At 69.6% G+C, this 22,531-nt stretch carries 20 protein-coding genes; 8 read left to right on the top strand and 12 right to left on the bottom strand.

Annotated elements, in window-relative coordinates; genetic code table 11:
• Positions 1-61: 61 nt before the first annotated feature.
• The 5 genes from ACFVKT_RS30610 to ACFVKT_RS30630 all read left to right on the top strand — a co-directional run bounded on the left by ACFVKT_RS30610 (position 62) and on the right by ACFVKT_RS30630 (position 5,504).
• The gene (locus ACFVKT_RS30610; protein ID WP_385737535.1) at positions 62-1,432 is read left to right on the top strand and encodes an ABC transporter substrate-binding protein; all 1,371 of its coding nucleotides are present in this window, start codon (positions 62-64) and stop codon (positions 1,430-1,432) included.
• Positions 1,429-2,367, top strand: coding sequence for a carbohydrate ABC transporter permease (locus tag ACFVKT_RS30615; RefSeq protein WP_385737537.1), 939 nt, complete (start codon positions 1,429-1,431; stop codon positions 2,365-2,367). Before ACFVKT_RS30610 ends, ACFVKT_RS30615 begins: the two co-directional genes overlap by 4 nt.
• Positions 2,367-3,236 carry a carbohydrate ABC transporter permease gene (locus tag ACFVKT_RS30620; RefSeq protein WP_385737539.1) on the top strand — a complete coding sequence of 290 codons (870 nt, stop codon included), beginning with the start codon at positions 2,367-2,369 and terminating at the stop codon, positions 3,234-3,236. The genes ACFVKT_RS30615 and ACFVKT_RS30620 overlap by 1 nt, the downstream gene beginning before the upstream one ends.
• The gene (locus ACFVKT_RS30625; protein WP_385737541.1) at positions 3,233-4,222 is read left to right on the top strand and encodes a zinc-dependent alcohol dehydrogenase family protein; all 990 of its coding nucleotides are present in this window, start codon (positions 3,233-3,235) and stop codon (positions 4,220-4,222) included. Before ACFVKT_RS30620 ends, ACFVKT_RS30625 begins: the two co-directional genes overlap by 4 nt.
• An 85-nt stretch (positions 4,223-4,307) precedes the next feature.
• Positions 4,308-5,504 carry a TerD family protein gene (locus ACFVKT_RS30630; RefSeq protein ID WP_385737876.1) on the top strand — a complete coding sequence of 399 codons (1,197 nt, stop codon included), beginning with the start codon at positions 4,308-4,310 and terminating at the stop codon, positions 5,502-5,504.
• 370 nt (positions 5,505-5,874) lie between these two features.
• On the opposite strand, the gene ACFVKT_RS30635 is transcribed toward ACFVKT_RS30630, so the two are convergent.
• Positions 5,875-6,441 (bottom strand): TetR/AcrR family transcriptional regulator, encoded by a 567-nt coding sequence (locus ACFVKT_RS30635; RefSeq protein WP_385737542.1) that lies wholly within the window; start codon positions 6,439-6,441, stop codon positions 5,875-5,877.
• 133 nt (positions 6,442-6,574) lie between these two features.
• Here ACFVKT_RS30635 and ACFVKT_RS30640 point away from each other — a divergent pair, with 133 nt between their 5' ends.
• Positions 6,575-8,041, top strand: coding sequence for an MFS transporter (locus tag ACFVKT_RS30640; protein ID WP_385737544.1), 1,467 nt, complete (start codon positions 6,575-6,577; stop codon positions 8,039-8,041).
• A 131-nt stretch (positions 8,042-8,172) separates the two neighbouring features.
• Here the strand turns inward: ACFVKT_RS30640 and ACFVKT_RS30645 are convergent, their stop codons facing one another.
• The 5 genes from ACFVKT_RS30645 to ACFVKT_RS30665 all read right to left on the bottom strand — a co-directional run bounded on the left by ACFVKT_RS30645 (position 8,173) and on the right by ACFVKT_RS30665 (position 15,292).
• The gene (locus tag ACFVKT_RS30645; protein ID WP_385737546.1) at positions 8,173-9,189 is read right to left on the bottom strand and encodes a 1-aminocyclopropane-1-carboxylate deaminase; all 1,017 of its coding nucleotides are present in this window, start codon (positions 9,187-9,189) and stop codon (positions 8,173-8,175) included.
• Between the two features lie 14 nt (positions 9,190-9,203).
• A complete protein-coding gene (locus ACFVKT_RS30650) occupies positions 9,204-9,854 on the bottom strand; it encodes a GntR family transcriptional regulator (RefSeq protein ID WP_385737548.1) in 651 nt (216 codons plus the stop codon).
• 79 nt (positions 9,855-9,933) lie between these two features.
• Positions 9,934-11,517, bottom strand: a complete 1,584-nt coding sequence (locus tag ACFVKT_RS30655; protein WP_385737550.1) for a TROVE domain-containing protein — start codon at positions 11,515-11,517, stop codon at positions 9,934-9,936.
• 482 nt (positions 11,518-11,999) lie between these two features.
• Positions 12,000-13,448: an alkaline phosphatase PhoX gene (locus ACFVKT_RS30660; protein WP_385737551.1), complete on the bottom strand. Its 1,449-nt coding sequence runs from the start codon at positions 13,446-13,448 to the stop codon at positions 12,000-12,002.
• 407 nt (positions 13,449-13,855) lie between these two features.
• Entirely contained in the window at positions 13,856-15,292 is a 1,437-nt protein-coding gene (locus tag ACFVKT_RS30665; RefSeq protein WP_385737553.1) for a hypothetical protein, read from the bottom strand.
• Positions 15,293-15,638: 346 nt separating this feature from the next.
• Between ACFVKT_RS30665 and ACFVKT_RS30670 the strand changes: the two genes are divergently transcribed.
• A complete protein-coding gene (locus tag ACFVKT_RS30670; RefSeq protein WP_385737555.1) occupies positions 15,639-17,465 on the top strand; it encodes an endonuclease/exonuclease/phosphatase family protein in 1,827 nt (608 codons plus the stop codon).
• A 69-nt stretch (positions 17,466-17,534) separates the two neighbouring features.
• Here the strand turns inward: ACFVKT_RS30670 and ACFVKT_RS30675 are convergent, their stop codons facing one another.
• The 4 genes from ACFVKT_RS30675 to ACFVKT_RS30690 all read right to left on the bottom strand — a co-directional run bounded on the left by ACFVKT_RS30675 (position 17,535) and on the right by ACFVKT_RS30690 (position 19,857).
• Positions 17,535-18,272, bottom strand: a complete 738-nt coding sequence (locus tag ACFVKT_RS30675) for an SRPBCC domain-containing protein (RefSeq protein ID WP_385737557.1) — start codon at positions 18,270-18,272, stop codon at positions 17,535-17,537.
• A 5-nt stretch (positions 18,273-18,277) separates the two neighbouring features.
• The gene (locus ACFVKT_RS30680; RefSeq protein WP_385737559.1) at positions 18,278-18,901 is read right to left on the bottom strand and encodes an ArsR/SmtB family transcription factor; all 624 of its coding nucleotides are present in this window, start codon (positions 18,899-18,901) and stop codon (positions 18,278-18,280) included.
• 132 nt (positions 18,902-19,033) lie between these two features.
• On the bottom strand, positions 19,034-19,726 hold the full coding sequence (locus ACFVKT_RS30685; RefSeq protein WP_385737561.1) for a hypothetical protein: 693 nt from the start codon (positions 19,724-19,726) through the stop codon (positions 19,034-19,036).
• On the bottom strand, positions 19,723-19,857 hold the full coding sequence (locus ACFVKT_RS30690; RefSeq protein ID WP_385737563.1) for a hypothetical protein: 135 nt from the start codon (positions 19,855-19,857) through the stop codon (positions 19,723-19,725). The genes ACFVKT_RS30685 and ACFVKT_RS30690 overlap by 4 nt, the downstream gene beginning before the upstream one ends.
• A 178-nt stretch (positions 19,858-20,035) precedes the next feature.
• Between ACFVKT_RS30690 and dapA the strand changes: the two genes are divergently transcribed.
• Positions 20,036-20,947 (top strand): 4-hydroxy-tetrahydrodipicolinate synthase, encoded by a 912-nt coding sequence (gene dapA / locus ACFVKT_RS30695; RefSeq protein ID WP_385737878.1) that lies wholly within the window; start codon positions 20,036-20,038, stop codon positions 20,945-20,947.
• A gap of 93 nt (positions 20,948-21,040) precedes the next feature.
• On the opposite strand, the gene ACFVKT_RS30700 is transcribed toward dapA, so the two are convergent.
• Complete coding sequence (locus ACFVKT_RS30700; protein WP_385737564.1) at positions 21,041-21,277, bottom strand: hypothetical protein; 237 nt, start codon at positions 21,275-21,277, stop codon at positions 21,041-21,043.
• Positions 21,278-21,506: 229 nt separating this feature from the next.
• Positions 21,507-22,496: a 2,3,4,5-tetrahydropyridine-2,6-dicarboxylate N-succinyltransferase gene (gene dapD, locus ACFVKT_RS30705; protein ID WP_385737566.1), complete on the bottom strand. Its 990-nt coding sequence runs from the start codon at positions 22,494-22,496 to the stop codon at positions 21,507-21,509.
• Between the last annotated feature and the right edge of the window lie 35 nt (positions 22,497-22,531).

Consider the following 22,531-nt stretch of genomic DNA (forward strand, 5'->3'; position numbering starts at 1 on the left):
GGGCACACCCACACCTCCCCGTGTCCCGTATCTCCCCATACGTCTAGTCCAGGAGTGATCCATGCGAACCCCGAGCCGACGGAGGCCGCGCGCACTGCTCGCCGCGGCCGCCGCAGGGACGCTGCTCACCCCGCTGCTCTCCGGCTGCTGGACCGGAGCGGGCGGGGCGGGCTCCGGCGGGAACTCCATCAACGTACTGATGGTCAACAACCCGCAGATGGTCGAGTTGCAGAAGCTCACCGCCGCCCATTTCACCAAGGAGACCGGCATCAAGGTGAACTTCACCGTGCTGCCGGAGAACGACGTCCGCGACAAGATCAGCCAGGACTTCGCCAACCAGGCGGGTCAGTACGACGTCGCCACGCTCAGCAACTACGAGATCCCGATCTACGCCAAGAACGGCTGGCTGCACGAGATGGACTCGTACGTGGCCAAGGACAGCGCCTTCGACGAGCAGGACATCCTCGCCCCGATGCGGGAGTCCCTCACGGCCGAGGACGGCAAGCTCTACGGGCAGCCCTTCTACGGCGAGTCGTCCTTTCTGATGTACCGCAAGGACGTGTTCGCGGAGAAGGGCCTCACGATGCCGGCCCATCCCACCTGGGAACAGGTCGCGGACCTCGCCGCACAGGCCGACGGCGCCGAGTCGGGCATGAAGGGCATCTGTCTGCGCGGCCTGCCCGGCTGGGGCGAGGTCATGGCCCCGCTCACCACCGTCGTCAACACCTTCGGCGGCACCTGGTTCGACAAGGACTGGAACGCCCAGCTCGACTCCCCCGAGTGGGAGGCGGCCACCAAGTTCTACGTGGACCTCGTCCGCGAACACGGCGAGTCGGGCGCTCCCCAGTCCGGCTTCGCCGAGTGCCTCAACAACATGACCCAGAGCAAGACGGCCATGTGGTATGACGCCACCTCCGCGGCCGGTTCACTGGAGGCCGCCGACTCCCCGGTCAAGGGCAAGATCGGCTACGTACCCGCTCCCGTGGAGAAGACCGACTCCTCCGGCTGGCTCTACACCTGGGCCTGGGGCATCCAGGACGCGTCCAGGAACCCGGACAAGGCCTGGAAGTTCGTCTCCTGGGCGTCCAGCAAGGAGTACGAGCAGCTCGTCGGCGACGAGATCGGCTGGTCCAACGTCCCGGCCGGCAAGCGCGCCTCGACCTACACGAACGCCGACTACCTCAAGGAGGCCGGCGCCTTCCAGGAGATGACGAAGGAAGCCATCGAGGGCGCCAAGCCCACCGACCCCGGCGTGCAGCCGCGCCCCGCGCCCGGCATCCAGTTCGTCGGCATTCCCGAGTTCACCGATCTCGGCACCAAGGTCTCCCAGGAGATCAGCGCGGCCATCGCCGGACGCCAGTCCGTCGAGTCGGCCCTGAAGAAGTCCCAGAGTCTCGCCGAAGAGATCTCGAAGGAGTACGAGGGACGATGACCGCCACGACAACAGCCCCCCTGGCAGCCGCTTCGGCGCCCGCCACCCGCAAACCGCCGTCCGACCGGATGCGCGCCTGGGCCACCCGCGCCCCCCTCCTGCCCGCCCTGATCTTCATGGTCGCCGTGACCCAGCTCCCCTTCGTGGCCACGCTGGTGATCTCCTTCTTCGACTGGAACGCCCTCTACCCGGACGCCCGCCGCTTCACCGGCTTCGGCAACTACACGGACGTACTGACCGACGCCGACCTGCGTCACTCGGTCTGGACGACGATCCTGCTGACCGTCACCGTGGTCCTGGCCAGCCTGGTCCTCGGCCTGCTCCTGGCCCTGCTCCTGGACCGAAAGTTCCGCGGCCGGGGCATCGTCCGGACCCTCCTCATCGCACCGTTCCTGGTGGTCCCGGTGGCCGCGGCCCTGCTCTGGAAGCATGTGCTCTACAACCCGGAGTACGGCCTCTTCAACGGCTTGCTGCACTATGTGGGCGGCCCTGAACCGGACTGGATCTCCAACACGCCGCTCCTGGCCGTCGAGGCATCGCTCGTCTGGCAGTGGACCCCGTTCATGATGCTGATCCTGCTCGCGGGCCTGCAGAGCCGCGACCACCAGCAGATCGAGGCCGCGAGGGTGGACGGCGCGAGCGACTGGCAGGTCTTCCGCTACCTCACGCTCCCCCACCTGCGCCGCTACCTCGAACTGGGCGCCCTCCTGGGCTCGATCTACATCGTCCAGAACTTCGACGCGGTGTTCACGATCACGTCCGGCGGCCTGGGCACGGCGAACCTCCCCTACACCGTCTACCAGAGCTTCTACCAGGCCCACGAGAACGGCCTGGCCTCCGCCGCCGGCGTCCTGGTCGTCATCGGCTCGATCATCATCGCGACCTTCGCACTCCGCGTGGTCTCGTCCCTGTTCCGCGAGGAGGTGTCCCGCTGATGACCGCGACAGCGACACCCGCACGTACGGTCCAAGCCCGCCCCACTCGCCGGAAGCGGGGGGCAGGCCTCGGCCTGGTCGCCTGGCTCCTGGGAATCCTCTTCTTCCTCCCCATCGCCTGGATGGCCCTGACGTCCTTCCACTCCGAGACGGACGCGGCGACCAACCCCCCGTCCTTCGGCGCGGCCCTCACCCTCGACGGCTACCGCGAGTTCTTCGGCACGGGCGGCGGCGCAAGCCCCTGGCCCGCGCTCATCAACTCGGCCACGGCGTCCCTGGTCTCCACCCTCCTCGTCCTGCTCCTCGCCTTCCCGGCGGCGTACGCGCTCTCCATCCGCCCGGTGCGGAAGTGGACGAACGTCCTGTTCTTCTTCCTCTCCACGAAGATGCTCCCGGTCGTGGCGGGCCTCCTCCCGATCTACCTCTTCGCGAAGAACACCGGAATGCTGGACAACATCTGGCTCCTGGTCATCCTCTACACCTCCATGAACCTCCCGATCGCGGTATGGATGATGCAGTCCTTCCTCGCCGAGGTCCCGGTAGCAGTCATCGAGGCAGCGCAGATCGACGGCGCGAAACTCCCCACGATCCTCGCCCGGGTGGTCGCCCCCATCGCACTCCCCGGCATCGCGGCCACGGCCCTGATCTGCTTCATCTTCAGCTGGAACGAACTCCTCTTCGCGAGGGTCCTCACCGGCGTGGTGGCCGAGACGGCCCCCGTCTTCCTGACCGGCTTCATCACCAGCCAGGGCCTGTTCCTGGCGAAGGTGTGCGCCGCGTCGCTCGTCATCTCCCTGCCGGTGCTCGCCGCGGGGTTCGCCGCCCAGGACAAGCTGGTCCAGGGTCTGTCGTTGGGAGCCGTGAAATGAAGGCCGCAGTCATCGAGTCCGTCGGCCGCGCCGTGGTGGCGGAGGTCCCGGACCCGACGCCGGGCCCCCGACAGGTCGTCGTCGAGGTCGCCGCCTGCGGCCTCTGCGGCACCGATCTGCACATCCTCCAGGGCGAGTTCGCCCCCAAGCTGCCGATCGTGCCGGGCCACGAGTTCGCAGGCGAGGTGGTAGGCGTAGGCACCCAGGTAACGGAACTCTCGGTCGGTGACCGTGTAGCGGTCGACCCCTCCCTCTACTGCTACGAGTGCCGCTACTGCCGTACGGGCCACAACAACCTCTGCGAACGCTGGGCAGCGATCGGCGTCACCACGGCCGGCGGAGCCGCCCAGTTCGCGGTGGCCCCCGTGGCCAACTGCGTCAAGCTCCCCGAGCACGTCCGCACCCAGGACGCGGCCCTCGTCGAACCCCTGTCCTGCGCGGTACGCGGCTACGACGTCCTGCAGTCCCGCCTGGGCGCCCACGTCCTGATCTACGGTTCCGGAACGATGGGCCTGATGATGCTGGAGCTGGCGAAGCGTACGGGCGCGGCAAGCGTGGACATGGTGGACCTCAACCAGCAGCGCCTGTCGACGGCCCAGCTACTGGGAGTCTCCTCTTCCGCCACGACCGCCGATGAACTGGACCGCCCCCAAGGCTGGGACCTGGTCATCGACGCGACCGGCAACGCCGCGGCGATCCAGGACGGCCTGGACCGCGTGGCGAAGGCCGGCACCTTCCTCCAGTTCGGAGTGGCCGACTACTCGACGAGGGTCACGATCGACCCGTACCGCATCTACAACCAGGAGATCACCATCACCGGCTCCATGGCGGTGCTCCACAGCTTCGAACGAGCGGCTGAACTCTTCGCGACCGGCGTCCTGGACCCCGACGTCTTCATCAGCGACCGTCTGCCTCTCGACCAGTACCCCCAGGCTCTCGACCAGTTCGCGTCGGGCGTGGGAAGGAAGATCGTGGTGGTGCCGTAGGGACGAATGGGGGCGCCCTGGCCAAAACCTCGCTTGGTAAGGGAACGGTAAAGCGCCCCCGCTCGTTACCCCAGTCATGACAGCTATGACCCCCGGCTCGAACATCCCTCTCCCCGTCGCCCGCGTGACGGTGGACGTCGCCGCCCCGGTGCGGCTCGACGTGTCGAGCCTGCTGCTCACCGCCGACGGCAAGGTGCGCTCGGACGACGACTTCATCTTCTTCAACCAGCCCACGGGCCCGGGAGTGACGTACCGCTCGGGCGGCGGCACGGCCCCCGACACGATCACGGTCGACACGACCGCGGTCCCCCCGGGTATCGAGAAGATCGTCGTCACGGCGAGCCCGGACGCGGCGGGCCAGACCTTCCAGGGCATCGAACCCACGGCCACGATCCGCAACGCGGACGACAACTCCGTGCTGGCGTCGTTCACCCCGCCCCAGCTGGGCACGGAAACGGCCCTGGTGATCGTGGAGGTCTATCTCCGCAACGGCGCGTGGAAGGCCCGAGCGGTAGGCCAGGGCTACGCGAACGGCCTCGCAGGCATCGCCACGGACTTCGGCGTCTCGGTGGAAGAACCGGCCCCGGCCCCCGCAGCCCCCCAGCCGACGCCGCCCGCCCCCGCCGCACACCCGCAGGTCACACCCCCGCCGCCCCCGTCAGCGCCCCCCGTCACAGCCGCGGCCCCCGCCCCTCCCTCCTCCGGAAAAATCAACCTGGACAAGGGCCGGGTGAGCCTCCAGAAGAACCAGACCGTCTCCCTGGTCAAGGGCGGCCGCCCGCTCCTCTCCCAGGTCAAGATGGGCCTCGGCTGGGAGCCCGCGTTCCGCGGCAAGGACATCGACCTGGACGCCTCGGTCATCGCCTACGGCCCGCAGCGCAACCACATCGACAGCTGCTACTTCGGCAAGCTCTCCATCGTGAACGGCGCGATCAAGCACTCCGGCGACAATCTCACGGGCGAGGGCGGCGGGGACGACGAGGTGATCGTCGTGGACCTGGGCCGTCTCCCGCAGGAGGTCACGGGCCTGGTCTTCACGGTCAACTCCTTCTCCGGCCAGAAGTTCACCGAGGTAGCCAAGGCCTACTGCCGCCTCCTCGACGCCGCCACCGGCGAAGAGCTGGTCCGCTTCGACCTCACCAGCGCCGAAGCCCAGACCGGCGTCATCATGGCCAAGCTGATCAAGCAGTTCTCCGGCGAGTGGGAAATGACCGCCCTGGGCGACTTCGTCAAGTCCCGCACAGTCCGCGGCATGGTCAAACCGGCAGCCCAGGCCCTCTGACACCGACGACCAACCGCCACCCCGGCCGGACGCACCCGTAGCCGCAGCCGACAGCGGGGACGGGCAGCCCCACACAGCCGGGGCCGCCCACGCACCGAAGGGGGCGTGCCGGTACATCAAATGCCCGCATCCGGACGGATCGATAACACACGTCCACCGATCAACCCCAGTTGATCCGTTCGGATGCGGGCGGATGTACCGGCGCGCCCCCGACCCACCCACCCCCGTGGGCGAACCGCGCTACGGCCGCAGAACCCACCCCACCCCCATGGGCGAGACGCACTCAAGGCCGCAGAACCCACCCCACCACCCATGGGCGAGACGCACCCACGGCCGCAGGACCCACCCCCCCTCGTGGGGCGGAGCCGCGCTACGGCCGCAGCCCTTCCGTAAGCAGCGCCAGATACCGCCGAATGTGCGTCCCCTCGCCATTCGCCAGCTCCGACGCGGTGGCCACCCCATGCGCCAGCCGCAGCACCTCGATCGGCAACACGTCGGCCCGCAGGGTCCCTTCCCGCTGGGCCCCCTCGACCAGCAGCGTGGCCGCCGCCCTCACCGAGGTCCCGCACACCGAGAGCACGGCAGAACTCCCGTCCGCGACAGCGGAGCCGAGCAACGCCTTGAGCCCGCGGACCTCGATCATGGACGCGGCCAGCTCGTTCAGCCACTCCACCAGGGCCTCGCCGGGCGGCAACCCCGCCGCGATCTCGTCCGCGCGAGCCGCGATCGCCTCGATCCTGTCGACGTAGACGGCCTCCAACAGCGCCTGCCGCGTAGGGAAGTGCCGGTACAGCGTCCCGGACCCGACCCCGGCCTTCTTGGCGATGTCGTCGAGCGACGCACCCTCCCCGTGCTCGCCGAAGGCGACCGCCGCCTCTTCGAGCAGCCGCTCATAGTTCCGCCGCGCATCCGCCCGCATCGGCTTGACCTGCGTCATTCAGATACTCCTTGCCAACCGGGGACCCTCTCCGTATCTTACCGAGAGTTAAACGGAGATAGTCCCCGCTTAATCCGCGGGCAGTTCGTGCTGCCCAGAGACACACCCGGGGACACCAGACAGGGAGCATCCCATGTCCACCCCGCCCAAACCGTCCCCGAGCACCAGCCCACCCGAAGCCACGCCAAGGGCCACACCACACCAGCCGCCCAGACTCGGCGCCACCCTCCTTGTCATAGTCACCGCCTACTTGATGGTCGGCGTCGACTCCACGGTCGTCAACGTAGCTCTGCCCGACGTCCAACAGGATCTCGACTTCACCCCCACGGGCCTCTCCTGGGTCCTCAACGCCTACACCCTCACCTTCGGCGGCCTCCTGCTCCTCGGCGGCCGGGTCGGCGACATCGCCGGCCGCCGCCGCACCCTCACCTCCGGCGTCCTGCTCTTCGCGTTCGCCTCGCTGCTCGGCGGACTCGCCACCGAGAGCGGCTGGTTGCTGGCGGCCCGCGCACTGCAAGGAGTGGGCGCCGCACTCACCGCGCCCAGCACCCTCGCCCTGATCACCACGAACTTCCCGGAGGGCCCCCGCCGCCACCACGCGCTCGGCATCTACACCTCGATGGCAAGCATCGGCGCCTCCATCGGCCTGGTCCTCGGCGGCATGCTCACCTCCTGGGCGTCCTGGCGCTGGGCCCTGCTGATCAACGTACCCATCGGCATCGCGGTGGCCCTCGCCCTGCCCCGCTTCGTGACCGAAACCCCGCGCCACGCAGGGAAGTTCGACGCGGCGGGCGCACTCACCGGCACCGCGGGATCGACCGCTCTCGTCTACGCGTTCATCCGCGTCTCGGAGGAGGGCTGGACCGACACTCAGGCTCTGCTCGGCTTCACCACAGCCGCCGCACTCCTCGCGGGCTTCGTGCTCGTCGAATCCCGGGCAGGCCAGCCGATCATGCCGCTGCGCCTCTTCCGCAACCGTAACCGGGCGGGCGGCTACGCGGCCGTACTGCTGCTGCCCGCGGGTATGTTCGGCGCGTTCTACTTCCTCACGCTGTACACCCAACAGGTCCTGGGATACGGCCCGTTGCGCGCCGGGATCTCCTTCCTGCCGCTCTCCCTGGGCATCTTCGGGATCCTGCGCTTCGTCCCCCGGCTCCTCCAGCGCTACGGCGCCAAGCCCCTGCTGATCACCGGCATGGCGCTGCTCGTCGCGGCGGGCGGCTGGCTCTGGCGCATCGACCCCGGCGACGGCTATGTCACCGGTCTGCTCGGCCCGCTCATCCTGATGGGCCTGGGCGTCGGCCTGAGCTTCATGCCGCTCAACGCGACGATCCTCGCGCACATCGAACCGCGCGACGCGGGCGCCGCGTCCGGTCTGCTGCAGACGCTCCAGTGGCTCGGCGGCACGCTGGGCCTGTCCATCCTGGTCACGGTCTACGGCACAGCGACGCGGCACGCGACCGGCTCGCCGGCCTCGATCCTCACCGAGGGCGCTTCCCGGGCGTTCGGAGTGGGCTCACTGATCGCGATAACAGCCCTGCTGGTCACGGCGCTGGTCATCACCGGAACCAAGCAGCCGACTCGGAACAGCGCACCGTAGGCATCCTCGGAACCACACACCGCGGACGCTCTCAGAACAACGCACCGTAGACATCCTCAGAACCACACACCGCGGACGCTCTCAGAACAACGCACCGTAGACATCCTCAGAACCACACACCGCGGACGCTCTCAGAACAACGCACTGTAGGCATTCAAGGCAGGCTGCCCGCCCAGGTGGGCGTAGAGCACGGTCGAGTCCCGTCCGATCTCCCCCCGAGCCACCAGATCCACCATCCCGGCCATCGACTTCCCCTCGTACACGGGATCGGTGACCATCCCCTCCGTACGCGCCGCCAGCCGCATCGCGTCCAGCGTGGCCTCGTCCGGAATCCCGTACGTGCCCGCGTGATACCGCTCGTCCAGCTCGACGTCCGCCTGGGTCAACTCCTTCTTCACCCCGATGAGTTGCCCCGTCCCGTGGGCGATCCGGGCGATCTGCTCATGGGTCCGGGCGGGCGCCGCCGACGCGTCGATCCCGATGACGCGCCGCGGCCGCCCGCCCGCCTCCTCCAGAGCGGCGAACCCGGCGACCATGCCGGCCTGGGTCGACCCGGTCACCGAACACACCACGACGGTGTCGAAGAAAACGCCCAACTCCCGTTCCTGCTCGGCAACTTCGTAGGCCCACCCGGCGAACCCCAGCCCGCCGAGCGGATGATCGGAGGCTCTCGCCGGAATGGCGTACGGCTTACCACCCGCATCCTCGACCTCCCTCAGCGCCTGCTCCCAGCTCCCCTTGAAGCCGATCCCGAACCCGTCCCGCACCAGCCGAATTTCGGCGCCGGCGAGCCGGCTGATGAGGATGTTCCCGACCTTGTCGTACACGGAGTCGGGCCACTCCACCCAACTCTCCTGCACCAGGACACACTTGAGCCCGGCCCGCGCGGCACAGGCGGCGACCTGACGGGTGTGGTTGGACTGCACCCCGCCGATCGACACAAGCGTGTCGCAGCCCTGCGCGAGCGCGTCGGCAACGAGGTACTCCAGCTTGCGGGTCTTGTTCCCGCCATAGGCGATACCGGAGTTGCAGTCCTCGCGCTTGGCCCAGAGAGAAGCACCGCCGAGGTGGTCGGTGAGCCGCTCGAGCGGGTGCACGGGCGACGGACCAAAAAGCAGCGGGTAACGGGCATACGAAGCGAGGGACATGGGTCCTCCCCAGATCAGGTGTCGAGATCGGCAAGGTCTTCCAGGCCACGCCAGATCTCCGCCGTGACACGGACGGCCCTGCCCACATCACTGTCGGCACAGGCATCGATCAACTCGTCGTGCAGCCCGGCCGACCGGCAGTTGCCGCCCTCCCCGAAGCGCCGCCGCTCCAGGCGCCGGATCAGCGGGCTGTACCGGGCGACGGTGGCGGCGGCGGCACGATTGCCGCTCACCCGGACCAGTACGTCGTGCAGCTCGTCGTCGGCACGCAGGGCGCCGTCCACGTCACCGCCCCGTACGGCCTCCGCGAACCGCGCGTTGGAGTCCCGCATGGCGCCGATGTGCTCCGCGAGAAGCCGGGGCACGGCCGCCCGGGTGACCAGTTCGTGCATGGCGCCGACGACGGCCGCGGCGTCCCGCACCTCGGCGGCCACCACAGGGGTCACCCGGGTGTAGCTCTGCGGCTTGGACTCCAGCAGGCCCTCGTCGACCAGTCGCGAGAAGGCATCGCGCACCGGCGCCCGCGAAAGCCCGAGCAGCTCGGCCAGCTCGGCGTCCCGCACCACCGCACCCGGTGCGATGTCGCCGGCCACGATGGCGTCCCGTATCGCCTCGTACGCACGGTCCCTGAGCAGGGTCCGGCGCACGGGCCGTATCGCCTCCATGAACTGACATGTTAGATGTCAGCTTGCTTCCCGCACAAGAGTGCGACCCGCACCGAAGTACGGGCCGCACCCCTCTCAATCAGACCGCCCAGGGCCAGTCGGCATCCCGAGCCCCCTCAAGCAGCGGCACCATCCGGAACGCCGCATCCGAGAGCCCCCCGAAGGTGTGCCGGTTGCCCTGCCCGGACGGACCGTGCCCCGCCCGGTACCCGGCCAGGTTCCACGTATAGACCGGTACCTGCGCCGGGACCTGCTCGGTCGGGTCGCCGTAGTAGCTCGCCGCGGCCTGCTCGTCGGTGACGATCAGTACCCGGTCGTGCTTCTTGAAGTTCTGCCGGACCGCCTCGGTCGTGTTGGTGCCGCCGAGGTCGCGGAACCGCTTCAGCACCTTGAGTACCGACTCGCCCCGGCTGAGCTCCACCCGCTTGCTGGTCGTACCGAACTGGACGAGATCCGCGTCCGCCGCCCGCAGCGCGAGCGCCGTACCGAAGATCGCCGCGGCGTCGGCCCGGTTGAGCTCCGAGCGGTCCGACAGCCGCGAGTGGAACATCGAGCCGGACCGGTCGACGAGGACGAGCGTCCGCCCCGGCAGGGCCGGCACATTGGCCAGCGAGTGGCCGAGCGCCTGCTCCAGCGGGTACGACCAGCGCAGCGAGGGCGCGTGCTGGTACGCGGCCAGGTAGCGGAACGGGAACTGCCGCGAGCGCGCCACCTCCGCCGGATCGCTGATCCTGGCGGCGACCTGAGCCGCCACCGCATCGCTCACACCCGCCTCGTCGAAGTTCCGCAGGTTCCGGACGAGCGCCATCGCGCCCATGGACGGAATGACGGCCTCCCAGGCCGCCTTGTCCATCGGCCCCTGCAGCCAGCCGGCCAGCACCTCCCAGGTCATGCCGGCAGCCGCGAGCCGCTCGGCGCCATCGGGCGCGGTCACGACCGCACGCCGCTCGGCGACGGGCAGTGCCATCAGCTCGCGGTGCGCGACGAGCACACGGCCGGACGCGGGCGGCACGGCGGTGTCCGGGTTGTGCCGCCGGTCCAGCGCGTACTGGAACAGCTCGCCCTGCCACGCCTTGTCGGGGTCCGGCGCCGCGTGCACCAGGTTGAGGATGTCGCCGAAGCGGTATCCCTTGGACGCGGTGTCGTACTTCAGCAGCGACTTCCCGTGGTAGAGACGTCGTACGGCGTCGGCGATGCCCCGCTTGACGGGCTTGGGCACGTTGCGGCCGTACCGCGCGGTCCAGTAGGCGAGCAGCTCGCCGGGCTCGTCGGGGCGTCGCAGCACGGAGTCGACGACCTGGCGGTTGGCCGGGCCGTCGGTGGCGCCCGCGTCGAGGCGCGCCTTCACGTACTCGGCGGCGCCCACGATCGAGGCCGTACGCAGGTTGCCCTCGCCGCGCAGCCAGCCGAGCAGGGCGGCCGTCCAGGACGGGTCCGCGACGGCGAGCTCACGCACCAGCGCGGCGAACCGGTCATCGCGGTCCGCGCCGGTCTCGTAAAAGGTCTGCTGCGAGACGAAGTTGGCCACGGCGAGCAGGAAGAGCTCGGAGCGCCGGTCGCGCTCGCGGCCTCGGCCGCCCTCGAAGGTACGGAGCACACGCCCCGTCGACGTCACACGCGAAGTGGGCTGCGCCTTCGCGGACTTGGTGTTGAATCGAGCCATGGTGAATTCCCCCCGAATTCATTGGTGTACGGAGGGAGGCGCAGCAAATGGAGCGTGCCCGAGTTCAGAGGTCGGCGACGGACTTTTCATTCGGACGCTCTGCCAAGGTGAGCTACATCGACCCGAGGTCGATGACGGGATTTGAACCCGCAGCCTTCCGATCCCTGAAGTAACCGTTGCCTTCGCACCGGGCACACACCATGAGCTGCGCCTCCCGAGATCAAGTCGGCGGCGGCCTGGATTCTTTGAGAGAGAAGTAGCCGCAGCCTGCGCACCGGGAGGTGCATGAAGTTGTGGTGTCCAGAGTTCAAGGCCGGCGGAACCGACGTAGGTGCTCTAACCCCTGAGCTACACCGGCGAGTTGTACCGGTGGCGGGACTCGAACCCGCGGCCGCCCCATTATCAGTGGAAGTAGGTCCTGCCTTCGCACCTGGACATGCATCACTGTAGGAGGCGTACCGCGGAGTCAGCGAGTGAATTAACTATCCGCGCTTCTGGCGCTTCCAGGGGCCCTTGACGGCCAGCATGATTCCCGGCACCTGGATGTTGGCGTAGAGCGTCTTGCCGTCGGGGGAGAACGTGACGCCGGTGAACTCGCTGTACTCCGGCTCCGCTTCGGTGCCGATGTTGAGTTCGTTGCGTGCGATCGGGTACGTACGGCCGCTGTCGGTGGCGCCGAACAGGTGCTGGATGCCCGAGCCGTCCTCGGCGATGACGAGGCCGCCGTAGGGGGAGACGGTGATGTTGTCGGGGCCGTCGAAGGCGCCGTCGACGGACGGGTCGGGGTTCACTCCGATCAGGACCTTCAGGGTCAGGGTGCGGCGCTTGGGGTCGTAGAACCAGACGGCGCCGTCGTGTGCCTGACCGGGGCTCTCGGTGCGGGCGTAGGAGGAGACGATGTAGATGCCGCCGTCGCCCCACCACATGCCTTCGAGCTTGCGGGCGCGGGTGACCTGACTGCCGGTGAACTGCTTGCGGACGGAGACGGTCCTGGCGTCACGGTCGGGGACGTCGACCCAGTCGACGCCGTACACCGTGCCGATCTTCGTGGCGCGTGAGAGGTCGTCGACGAACTGCCCGCCGGAGTCGAAGCACTTGAAGGCCTGGAGGGCGCCCGCGTCGTCGGCGAGGGTGGCGAGCCGGCCGTGGCCGTGCTCGAAACCCTGCGGCGGGGTCCAGCGGTACAGCAGCCCGTTGGGTCCCGAGGCGTCCTCGGTGAGGTAGAGGCGGCCTCGCTGGGGGTCGACGACGACGGCCTCGTGGGCGTAGCGGCCGAGCGCCTTGATGGGCTTGGGGTTCTTGTTGCGGCGGCTGTCCTTGGGGTCGACCTCGAAGACGTAGCCGTGGTCCTTGGTGAAGCCGTTGGTGCCGGCCTTGTCCTCGGTCTCCTCGCAGGTGAGCCAGGTGTCCCAAGGGGTGTTGCCGCCCGCGCAGTTGGTGGCGGTGCCCGCGATGCCGACCCATTCGGCCACCTTGTCGCCGCGTACCTCCACGACCGTGCAGCCGCCGGCCGCAGCCGGGTCGTAGACCAGGCCCTCGGTGAGCGGGACGGGGTGGGGCCACTGGGCGCGGGGGCCGGCCAGCTCATGGTTGTTGACGAGGAGGGTGGCGCCGCGCGGGCCGTCGAAGGTGGACGTGCCGTCGTGGTTGGACGGCGTGGACTCGCCCGACTCCAGCTTGGTCCTACCGCTGTAGGTGATGACGCGGTAGGAGAACCCGGCGGGCAGCGCGAGCAGGCCCTTCGGGTCGGGGATCAGCGGTCCGTAGCCGACACCGGACGGGTGGCCCGCCGCATCCACACCCTCGCTCTCGGACTCCGTGGAAGCGAGGGCGTTCGGCGCGGTGGCGAGGGCGCCGACGCTGCCGGCCAGCGCGACACCGGCGCCGGTGATGGCTGACTGCCTGGCGAAGTCCCTGCGGGTGAGCGACATGGAGTCTCCTGTGACGGTCGAATGGGGACTGTCGTGGGGGGCGGTGTGGCGGACCTCGTATCGGCCACACGGTCCCTCCCGCGCCTGAACGGGAGTTGAACGCACGTCGACTTCCGGGGACCCCCTTCCGTGAATCCGCCCAGCCTTGCCCGCTCTTCCCTTCGACCCCCCGAGGCCGGGAATTGCCAGAGCCGTCCTAGACCCCGTCGTCAGATTCCCGTCTGCCCCGCGACGCCATGCACGCTCCCCCACTGCCTTAAAGGCGATGAAGGTGCCCCCACTCGCCGCACCGGGCACAGACCCAGGTACATCCAGTACGAGGGTCCACGCCCGGCACGCCGAGAGCACGCACCTGACGCCGCGAGGCCCGCCCTCCGGGCGGACGACGGGAATCTGACGACAGGGACCTAGCCCCCTTGCTGCGACCGCGCCTTGAACGCGGCCTTACGGGCCTCCTTGGCCACCTTCTTGTCCGGGTGCAGCCTGCCCATGGCCTCCAGCACGTCCGGCGTGGCCGGGTGTTCGACCCGCCAGGCGGCGGCGAAGAAGCTGCTGTGCTGCTGGGCGAGGCCCTCCACGAGGGCCTGCAGTTCGGCCGAGTTGCCTTCGGCCGCGAGCTGCGCGGCCAGGGTGTCGATGGTGAGCCAGAAAACCATCGCCTCGGACGGAACGGGCACGTCGGCCGCTCCGTGCTCGCTCAGCCAGACCCGGGCGAGCCCGCCCAGCTCGGCGTCGTCGAGGACTTCGCGGAGGGCGGGCTCCGCGTCCGTGCCGACGAGGGAGAGCGCCTGCTGGCAGCGGAGGCGGCGCAGCGGGGCTCCGGTGTCGGCTCCGCGGGCCGCGGCGAGCAACTCCCGTGCGGCGGGCAGGGGTTCGCGTCGGGCGAGCCACTGTTCGGTCTCGGCCTGTGCCGCGGCGGGCGGGAAGGCGGAGGTGCCGTCGAGGAGCGCGTCGGCGCCCTTGTCGGCCAGCTCGCCGACCGCGGGAGCGGTGAGCCCCGCTTCGAGGAGCCGTGCCCGGATCCCGTACAGCCCGAGCGGGGTCAACTTCACCATCCCGTACCGCGTGACATCGGTGTCGTCGAAGGCGGCCGCGGGCTCCGCCGACTCGTCGTCGGGCTCAGCCATCAGCGCCTCGTCGACCGGCTGGAAGTCGACGATCCCGATGGGTTCGAGGAGCCGGAACTGGTCGTCGAGCCGCATCATCGCGTCCGACACCTGCTCCAGGACGTCGTTGGTCGGCTCACCCATGTCGTCGGGGACGATCATCGACGCGGCGAGGGCGGGCAGCGGCACCGGACCGTCGACGGGCCCCTCCTCGCCCACGGTGAGCAGGTACAGGTTGCCGAGCACCCCGTCGAGGAACTCGGCCTCCGCCTCCGGGTCCCAGTCCAGGGAGGCGAGGTCGATCTCGCCGCTCTCGTCCATGGCGCCGACGAGATCGTCGAGGTCGGGCACGCTCGCGTCGGCCAGCACCGTCTCCAGCGCTCCGAGCCACACCGCGAGGACGTCCTGCGGCGCCCCGGAGGTGAGCAGCGCGAGGTCCTCGCCCACGGTGACCGTGCCCTCCTCCTCGTCCACGATCTCGACGAGCCCGGTGTCCACGGCGACCCGCCAGGCCTCGCTCGCGAACGCGGCGGCCTCGTCACCGGTGAGCCCGAGTTCGGCGGCGGCCTCCGGAAGCTGTTCCTCGGCGAGTTCGCCGCCCGCACCGACCCGGGTGTCCGGGCCGGCCCAGCGGGCGAGCCGGGCGGCGCGGGAGAGGAGCGGCGCGGCGAGGGCGTCGCGCGCCAGCTCGGCTTCGGAGTGCAGCCGCACCGGCGGCAAGGGCGAGCTGTCTGACATCGGCTGGATCTCCTCCGGACAAGCAGGACATACGGTGCGGGCAGGCAGGGCGAGCAGGCAACGCGGACAGCGCCTGCGATACGAGCAACACCGACAGTACAAGCGCCGCACCGACCGCTCAGCCTAGACGGATTTCCACCCAAGCCGCCCGGTTCACGTCCCTGCCGGGCGCCGTACACCGCGGAAACCTTGACAACTCTCCCGCTCACGCACGAGATTGACGCGCGTAGAAGTACGAGGGCTGCCCGCCCACCTGCCTCTACGCGCGTCACCGATCACACAGGCCGCGCTCCCCCACAGCTCCACCCTCGTCCCGGCGCTCACGTACGTCCCCGGAGGGATTCCCTTGCCGAGCAGGAGAACCGCGCGCATAGGCGCGCTGACCGTCGCCGCGGTCTGTTCCACCGTTTCCGCCGTGGTGCTCACGACACCCGCCCACGCGGACACGATTCATATCCACGACATCCAGGGCACCACCCGGATATCCCCGTACGCGGGCCAGGCGGTCACGGACGTGGCGGGCATCGTCACGGGTGTGCGCACCTACGGTTCGTCGCGGGGTTTCTGGATCCAGGACCCGAACGCGGACGACAACCCGGCCACCAGTGAGGGCGTCTTCGTCTTCACCAGCTCCGTCCCGAAGGTCGCCGTCGGCGACTCGGTCACCGTGTCGGGCACGATCTCGGAGTACGTCCCGGGCGGCGCCGCGTCCGGCAACCAGTCGATCACGGAGATCACCAAGCCGGTGGTGACCGTGCTCTCCAGCGGGAACGCTGTTCCGGCCGCCACGGCCGTGACCTCGAAGTCGGTCCCGGGCGTCTACACCGCCGACGGTGACACGGCGGCGGGCGGCTCGGTCAACGGCCTGACCCTGCAGCCGAAGAAGTACGCCCTGGACTACTACGAGTCCCTCGAGGGCATGAACATCCGGGTCTCCGACGCCCGTGTGGTCACCGCGACCGACCCGTACGCCGAGCTGTGGGTCACGGTGAAGCCGCACGAGAACGACAACCGCCGCGGCGGCACGGTGTACGGCTCGTACACCTCGCAGAACACCGGGCGCCTGCAGATCCAGTCGCTCGGCGCGACCGCCGACTTCCCGACCGCGAACGTGGGCGACGAGCTCACGGGCACCACCGCGGGCCCGCTCGACTACAACTCCTTCGGCGGTTACACCCTCGTCGCCAACCAGATCGGAACCCTGGAGCAGGGCGGCCTGGAGCGCGAGACGACGCAGAAGCAGTCCAAGAACGAGCTGGCCGTGGCGACGTACAACGTCGAGAACCTGGACCCGGGCGACGCCTCCTTCGAGGAGCACGCGTCCGCGATCGTGAACAACCTGCGTTCGCCCGACATCCTGTCCCTGGAGGAGATCCAGGACAACAACGGCGCGACGAACGACGGCACGGTCGCCGCCGACCAGACGGTACAGAAGCTGATCGACGCGATCGTCGCGGCGGGCGGCCCGGCGTACGACTGGCGCTCCATCGACCCGGAGAACAACAAGGACGGCGGCGAGCCCGGCGGCAACATCCGCCAGGTCTTCCTCTTCAACCCCGAGCGGGTCTCCTTCACGGACCGCGCGGGCGGCGACGCGACGACCGCCGTCGGGGTCACCAAGGTGCACGGCAAGGCGGCCCTCACGGCCTCCCCCGGCCGCATCGACCCGGCCAACACGGCCTGGACGACCAGCCGCAAGCCGCTCGCGGGCGAGTTCGTGTTCCGCGGCAAGACCGTCTTCGTGATTGCCAACCACTTCGCGTCGAAGGGCGGCGACCAGGGTCTGACCTCGCAGTACCAGCCGCCGGCGCGCAGCTCGGAGACCCAGCGTCACCTCCAGGCGACCGAGGTGAACAGCTTCGTCAAGGAGATCCTCGCGACCCAGAAGAACGCGGACGTCATCACCCTCGGTGACATCAACGACTTCGAGTTCTCAGACACGGCGAAGCTCCTGGAGGACGACGGCGCGCTCTGGTCGGCGATCAAGTCGCTGCCGAAGAGCGAGCGTTACACGTACGACTACCAGGGCAACAGCCAGGTCCTGGACCAGATCCTGATCAGCCCGTCGATCCGCAAGGACGACGACTTCGAGTACGACAGCGTGCACATCAACTCGGAGTTCAACGACCAGATCAGCGACCACGACCCGCAGGTGCTGCGGTTCAAGCCGTAACCCTGTGTGCGGATGAGCCCGGCCCCGTCGTCCGGAGGGCCGGGCTCGTCCCATGCGTGCAGCACCACGTCAGGCGGTGAAGACACCGTTCAACCAGCCCTGCCAGGCAGCCTCGTTGCGCTTGCCGTCGGCGTCGGGTGCGAAGTCGTGGATGCTGATGCCCACCGGCGCGCCCCAGTGGTTGCGCCCGAAGAAGCGGATGAGGGCGCTGTCCGTGCGCAGCCCGATGAAGTACGGGTCGCGGTAGTCGAGTACGGCGTCCAGGAGCTGCCCCTCGGGCCCCCGCGCCTGCACGCGCGCACCCTCGGCGGTGTCGTCCGCGAGGCCGAGCGCATGTCCTACGGCGGTGAAGGCGTCGGACGCCTTGGACGCCTCGGGTCCGTCGAACATGGCGAACGTGAGCGGGCGGCCGCTGAAGTGCGTCACGTACTCGCGCAGGGTGCGCAGGTAGAAGGCGTTGTGCTTGTTCGCACCGTCGTACTGGTTGTCCCAGTCGTCGACGAAGATGCCGCTGTGCACATACCGCACCCAGGCCCGGCGGCCGCCCTCGCGCGGCTCGATGGTGTAGTCGAGCTGGTTGAGGGTCTGCTCGGAGATGCCGTCGACATCCTCGACGCGGTTCGTGTAGCGGTGCGGCGGGTCCCAGGTGGTGATCGTGGACCCGAAGGGCCCGGTGCCGCCCTCGCGCGGCTCGGGCGCCTCCATCGGCCACAGCCAGCCGCCGACGCCTTCGGTGATCGCGTCCCACACCTGCTCCGGCGTGGCGTCGATCTCGATCTCGTGGGCGCTCTCGAATTCCTTGGACATGGTGGTCACTCCTCGGTACTGATGGGCAGTTCGGCCGCCGGGGTCTCGGGTTTGAGCGTGGGGTGGAGCGCGACGACGATCCGGTGGCTCCGGCCCCCTGCGGCGTCGGGGGCGTCGTACTTGTGGATCAGCCCGCTGACACCCACCGTCAGCTCCTCGATGAACGCGGCGCGGTCGGCGGCCGAGGCGAAGGTCACCTGGCCGTCGAGCGCGTAGGTGGCGAGCCGCTTGCGCGCCTTCGCGGCGCCGGTGATCAGCGCACCTACGTCCCGCACGAGCCGAGCACCGAGCGCGAGCAGCCAGCGGGCGGAGAGCTGGTCGCGGAACCGGTCCGGGTCGGGCTGGACGGCGGCGAGCGCGAGCGGTGAGATCACGTACGACGCTGCCGTCGCGCGCATCAGCCGCTCGGTGACATTGCCCTTGCGCCGCTCGCCCGCCAGCTCGACCAGTCCGTGCCGCTCCAGCGTCTTGAGGTGGTAGTTCACCTTCTGCCGGGGCAGCCCGACCTTGCCGGCCAGCATGGCGGCCGAAGCGGGGCCCGCGGCCAGCTCGGCCAGCAGCCTGGCCCTTATCGGGTCGAGCGAAACGGCGGCGGCCTCTGCGTCCTCGATCACGGTCACGTCCAACATGGCTCCACCGTCTCACCGAACACTTTATTTGTCCAGACGGTTCGAGTTGTCGGATGCGATACGACGCTTACCGAACTCCAGTTCGATCAGATAGCCGCACGAAACCCGCACCCACCCCACCCGGGTGGGCGCTCAGCCGCTCTGCGACCCGCGCTCGTCGAGTCGGGCCAACTGGCTCTGGAACCAGTCGAGTCGGGCCTGCAACAGGGCCGCCTCGGCGACCAGCTCGGACACACCGAGCCCGGCGGACTCGCCGAGCCCGCCGGCCAGGTCCATCCCACCGCGACCGCCACCGGCGGCCCGGACCCGCAGCCCCTCCCCGGCCAGCCGCGCGAAGGAGGCGAGCGACAGTGACGTACGACCGCGTACGCATCCTGCGCACGCGGCGGACAGGGCGCGCCACCCGGGCCGACCCCAGCCCGCGTCGGCCAGCGCGCCGGCCACCGCACCGCACGCGCAGGGGCCGACGGTCGCGGTCCGCACCCGCTGGCGGGCATAGCGGAAGCCGCGTTCGAAACGGATGTAGGCGCCCAGGACGGACACTTCGAGGAGGACGGCCGCTCGATGTTCGGCGGTACACAACAACGCCTCAGCCGTGGCCTGTTCGTGCACACAGTGGAAGCCGCAGTCGCAGCGGCGGTGCGGCGCACGGTGGCGCCGCCCGTAGACGCAGCCCGCCTCGTCCAGTACTCCGTACGGCAGCGCGCCGCCCAGGGAGACGCCGGTGAACCCTGCCCGGGTGCCGTCCTGGGACAGCACCGGGTGGGCGATCTTGTATCCGGTCGGCGGCTCCGTCGGTCGTTCCTCGGGGAGCCGCAGCCTCATCGGGCGGCCGGAACCTCTTCGGGCGCGGAAGACTCCAACTCCTGAGCTTCCTCAGGAAGTTGGAATTCCTCGTCCTGCGTGTGAGCCTTCTCTTCCGCGACTCCGGTGGCGAGTGCCTTGCCGAGCCTCATGACGCCTCCCGCGATCTGCCGTCGATTCCCGTCCTCGCCATGGTGACTCATACGGGCCCGAGTTGGCACTAGGGCCTCGCGAGGGTCGCCCGGCAACCGCGTAGCATCCCTTGCCAATATCTCGTAGAAAAATTAAGTGGAGCTTCACGATCGGGCTGCCGACACTACTCCCATGACCATGACCATTCCCACCTCAGCCCACGGCGCTCCGCCTTTCGGCCGCGCCCTCTGCGCGATGATCACGCCCTTCACCGAGGAGGGTGCGCTCGACCTCGACGGGGCGCAACTGCTCGCCGACCGGCTGGTCTCCGAAGGCTGCGACGGACTGGTCCTGTCCGGGACCACGGGCGAGTCGCCGACCACGACGGACGCGGAGAAGTCCGCGCTGGTGCGGGCGGTCCGCGAGGCGGTGGGCGATCGGGCCGCCATCGTGGCGGGCGTCGGTACCGCCGACACCCGGCACACCGTGGAGCTGGCGCTGGCGGCCGAAAAGGCGGGCGCGGACGGCCTGTTGGTGGTCACGCCGTACTACAGCAGGCCTCCGCAGGAGGCGGTCGAGGCGCACTTCCGGGAGATCGCGGACGCCTCCGGGCTGCCGATCGCCCTGTACGACATCCCGGGCCGCACCGGCACCCGCATCGAGCCGGACACCATGATCCGCCTGGCCGAACACCCGAGGATCGTGGCGGTGAAGGACTGCGCGTACGACCTTCTGGGCACCCAGAAGGTGCTGGCCCGCACGGAGTTGGCGTACTACACGGGTTGCGACGAGTACGTCCTCGCGATGCGCGCGATCGGCGGCAGCGGATACGTCAGTACGGTCGCGAATGTGGCGCCCCGCCCCTTGCGAGCCATCCTGGACGCGTTCGACGCGGGGGACACGGCAGAGGCCGCCCGACTCCAGCAACGGGCCATCCCTCTCATCGAGTTGATGATGTCGTCCGGCCTGCCCGGCACGGTCACGGCGAAGGGGCTCCTGGGCGCACTGGGCTTGCCCGCGGGTCCCGTCCGGTCGCCGCTGCGGCCCGCCGGCCGGAGATCGGTCGACGGACTGCGGGCGGCGTACGAGGAGTTGGTCAGCGCTTGCTGAACAGGGGCTCCCCGTCCCCGTTGACAAGGGCCGGGGCCCGTACCGCGTCCATGTGCGGTACGGGCCCCGGCCCTTGCGGTGCGGCCGGCCCCGTCAGTCCCACCGATACCCGTCGCCGAGCAGCAGGAAGTGCTCCAGGACGTCCTCCAGCGGGTCGTCGATCTGGCCGGTGTTGACCAGCCCGATCCGGGGGCCGTTGTGCGAGCCGGTGTTGGTCTCGTCGGCGTGCGCGGTTCCGGCCGACAGCGAGCACAGCGCCGCCGCGGCCAGCATCCCGGTCAGCGGACGGGCTGCTGCCCTCGCCCACTCGCTCGTCGTCTCGTTCGCCATCGTTCGACCCCTCGTCTCATCGGTTCGGCTTCTGATCGGATTCCGCGTGCACCCGTTCATCTGCGGAAACCGCCCCGAGGTCACGCTCAGTAACCCGTACGTGATCATCTGGCACTCGGCGAAGGCAGGAGCGTCGTACACCTTCGGGCGGTGGAGCGCGGAGGACACACGGGCGCCCCCTCACGCCATGTCATGAGGGGGCGCCCGTCGAACTGAGGGTGCTGCGCGGTCAGTTGTGGCTGTGCAGGACCTCGTTCAGCCCGCCCCACACCGCGTTGTTCGGCCGCGCCTCGACCGTTCCGCTGACCGAGTTGCGGCGGAAGAGGATGTTGGAGGCGCCGGAGAGTTCGCGGGCCTTGACGATCTGGCCGTCGGGCATGGTCACCCGGGTGCCGGCGGTGACGTACAGCCCGGCCTCGACGACACACTCGTCGCCGAGGGCGATGCCGACGCCCGCCTCCGCGCCGATCAGGCAGCGCTCGCCGATGGTGATCCGGACGTTGCCGCCACCGGACAGCGTGCCCATGGTGGAGGCGCCGCCGCCGATGTCGGAGCCGTCGCCGACCACGACGCCGGCCGAGATGCGGCCTTCGACCATCGAGGTGCCGAGCGTGCCGGCGTTGAAGTTGACGAAGCCCTCGTGCATGACGGTGGTGCCCGCGGCGAGGTGCGCGCCGAGCCGGACGCGGTCGGCGTCGGCGATACGGACGCCCTTCGGCGCGACGTAGTCCGTCATGCGCGGGAACTTGTCGATGGACGTGACGGCCAGGTGGAGACCCTCCGCGCGGGCGTTCAGGCGCACCTTCTCCACGTCGTCCACCGAGACCGGGCCGAGCGAGGTCCAGGCGACGTTGGCGAGGTGGCCGAAGATGCCGTCCAGGCTCTGGCCGTGCGGCTGTACGAGACGGTGCGAGAGCAGGTGCAGGCGCAGGTAGGTGTCGTGCGCGTCGAGCGGCTTCTCGTTGAGCGAGGCGATGACCGTACGGACCGCGACCACCTCGACGCCTCGGCGGGCGTCGGGCCCGATGGCCTTCGCGGCGCCCTCGCCGAGCAGTTCCCCGGCACGCTCGGCGGACAGCCGCTCGGTGCCGGAAGGGCCGGGCTCGACAGCGAGCTCGGGGGCGGGGAACCAGGTGTCGAGGACAGTGCCGTCGGCGGCGACGGTGGCAAGCCCGGCGGCAACGGCGCCGGTGGTACGGGGTGCAGTCGTGTCGGTCATAGGGGAAACCTAACCGGCCGGGGGCCGGGGATGCG

Source organism: Streptomyces sp. NPDC127595 (genome assembly GCF_042671685.1).
Lineage (GTDB): Bacteria > Actinomycetota > Actinomycetes > Streptomycetales > Streptomycetaceae > Streptomyces.

Excerpts from the sequence above, each read along its gene's own strand:
- ACFVKT_RS30610 (WP_385737535.1), top strand. The coding sequence starts at position 62 with ATGCGAACCCCGAGCCGACGGAGGCCGCGCGCACTGCTCGCCGCGGCC.
- ACFVKT_RS30615 (WP_385737537.1), top strand. The coding sequence starts at position 1,429 with ATGACCGCCACGACAACAGCCCCCCTGGCAGCCGCTTCGGCGCCCGCC.
- ACFVKT_RS30620 (WP_385737539.1), top strand. The coding sequence starts at position 2,367 with ATGACCGCGACAGCGACACCCGCACGTACGGTCCAAGCCCGCCCCACT.
- ACFVKT_RS30625 (WP_385737541.1), top strand. The coding sequence starts at position 3,233 with ATGAAGGCCGCAGTCATCGAGTCCGTCGGCCGCGCCGTGGTGGCGGAG.
- ACFVKT_RS30630 (WP_385737876.1), top strand. The coding sequence starts at position 4,308 with ATGACCCCCGGCTCGAACATCCCTCTCCCCGTCGCCCGCGTGACGGTG.
- ACFVKT_RS30635 (WP_385737542.1), bottom strand. The coding sequence starts at position 6,441 with ATGACGCAGGTCAAGCCGATGCGGGCGGATGCGCGGCGGAACTATGAG.
- ACFVKT_RS30640 (WP_385737544.1), top strand. The coding sequence starts at position 6,575 with ATGTCCACCCCGCCCAAACCGTCCCCGAGCACCAGCCCACCCGAAGCC.
- ACFVKT_RS30645 (WP_385737546.1), bottom strand. The coding sequence starts at position 9,189 with ATGTCCCTCGCTTCGTATGCCCGTTACCCGCTGCTTTTTGGTCCGTCG.
- ACFVKT_RS30650 (WP_385737548.1), bottom strand. The coding sequence starts at position 9,854 with ATGGAGGCGATACGGCCCGTGCGCCGGACCCTGCTCAGGGACCGTGCG.
- ACFVKT_RS30655 (WP_385737550.1), bottom strand. The coding sequence starts at position 11,517 with ATGGCTCGATTCAACACCAAGTCCGCGAAGGCGCAGCCCACTTCGCGT.
- ACFVKT_RS30660 (WP_385737551.1), bottom strand. The coding sequence starts at position 13,448 with ATGTCGCTCACCCGCAGGGACTTCGCCAGGCAGTCAGCCATCACCGGC.
- ACFVKT_RS30665 (WP_385737553.1), bottom strand. The coding sequence starts at position 15,292 with ATGTCAGACAGCTCGCCCTTGCCGCCGGTGCGGCTGCACTCCGAAGCC.
- ACFVKT_RS30675 (WP_385737557.1), bottom strand. The coding sequence starts at position 18,272 with ATGTCCAAGGAATTCGAGAGCGCCCACGAGATCGAGATCGACGCCACG.
- ACFVKT_RS30680 (WP_385737559.1), bottom strand. The coding sequence starts at position 18,901 with ATGTTGGACGTGACCGTGATCGAGGACGCAGAGGCCGCCGCCGTTTCG.
- ACFVKT_RS30685 (WP_385737561.1), bottom strand. The coding sequence starts at position 19,726 with ATGAGGCTGCGGCTCCCCGAGGAACGACCGACGGAGCCGCCGACCGGA.
- ACFVKT_RS30690 (WP_385737563.1), bottom strand. The coding sequence starts at position 19,857 with ATGAGGCTCGGCAAGGCACTCGCCACCGGAGTCGCGGAAGAGAAGGCT.
- dapA (WP_385737878.1), top strand. The coding sequence starts at position 20,036 with ATGACCATTCCCACCTCAGCCCACGGCGCTCCGCCTTTCGGCCGCGCC.
- ACFVKT_RS30700 (WP_385737564.1), bottom strand. The coding sequence starts at position 21,277 with ATGGCGAACGAGACGACGAGCGAGTGGGCGAGGGCAGCAGCCCGTCCG.
- dapD (WP_385737566.1), bottom strand. The coding sequence starts at position 22,496 with ATGACCGACACGACTGCACCCCGTACCACCGGCGCCGTTGCCGCCGGG.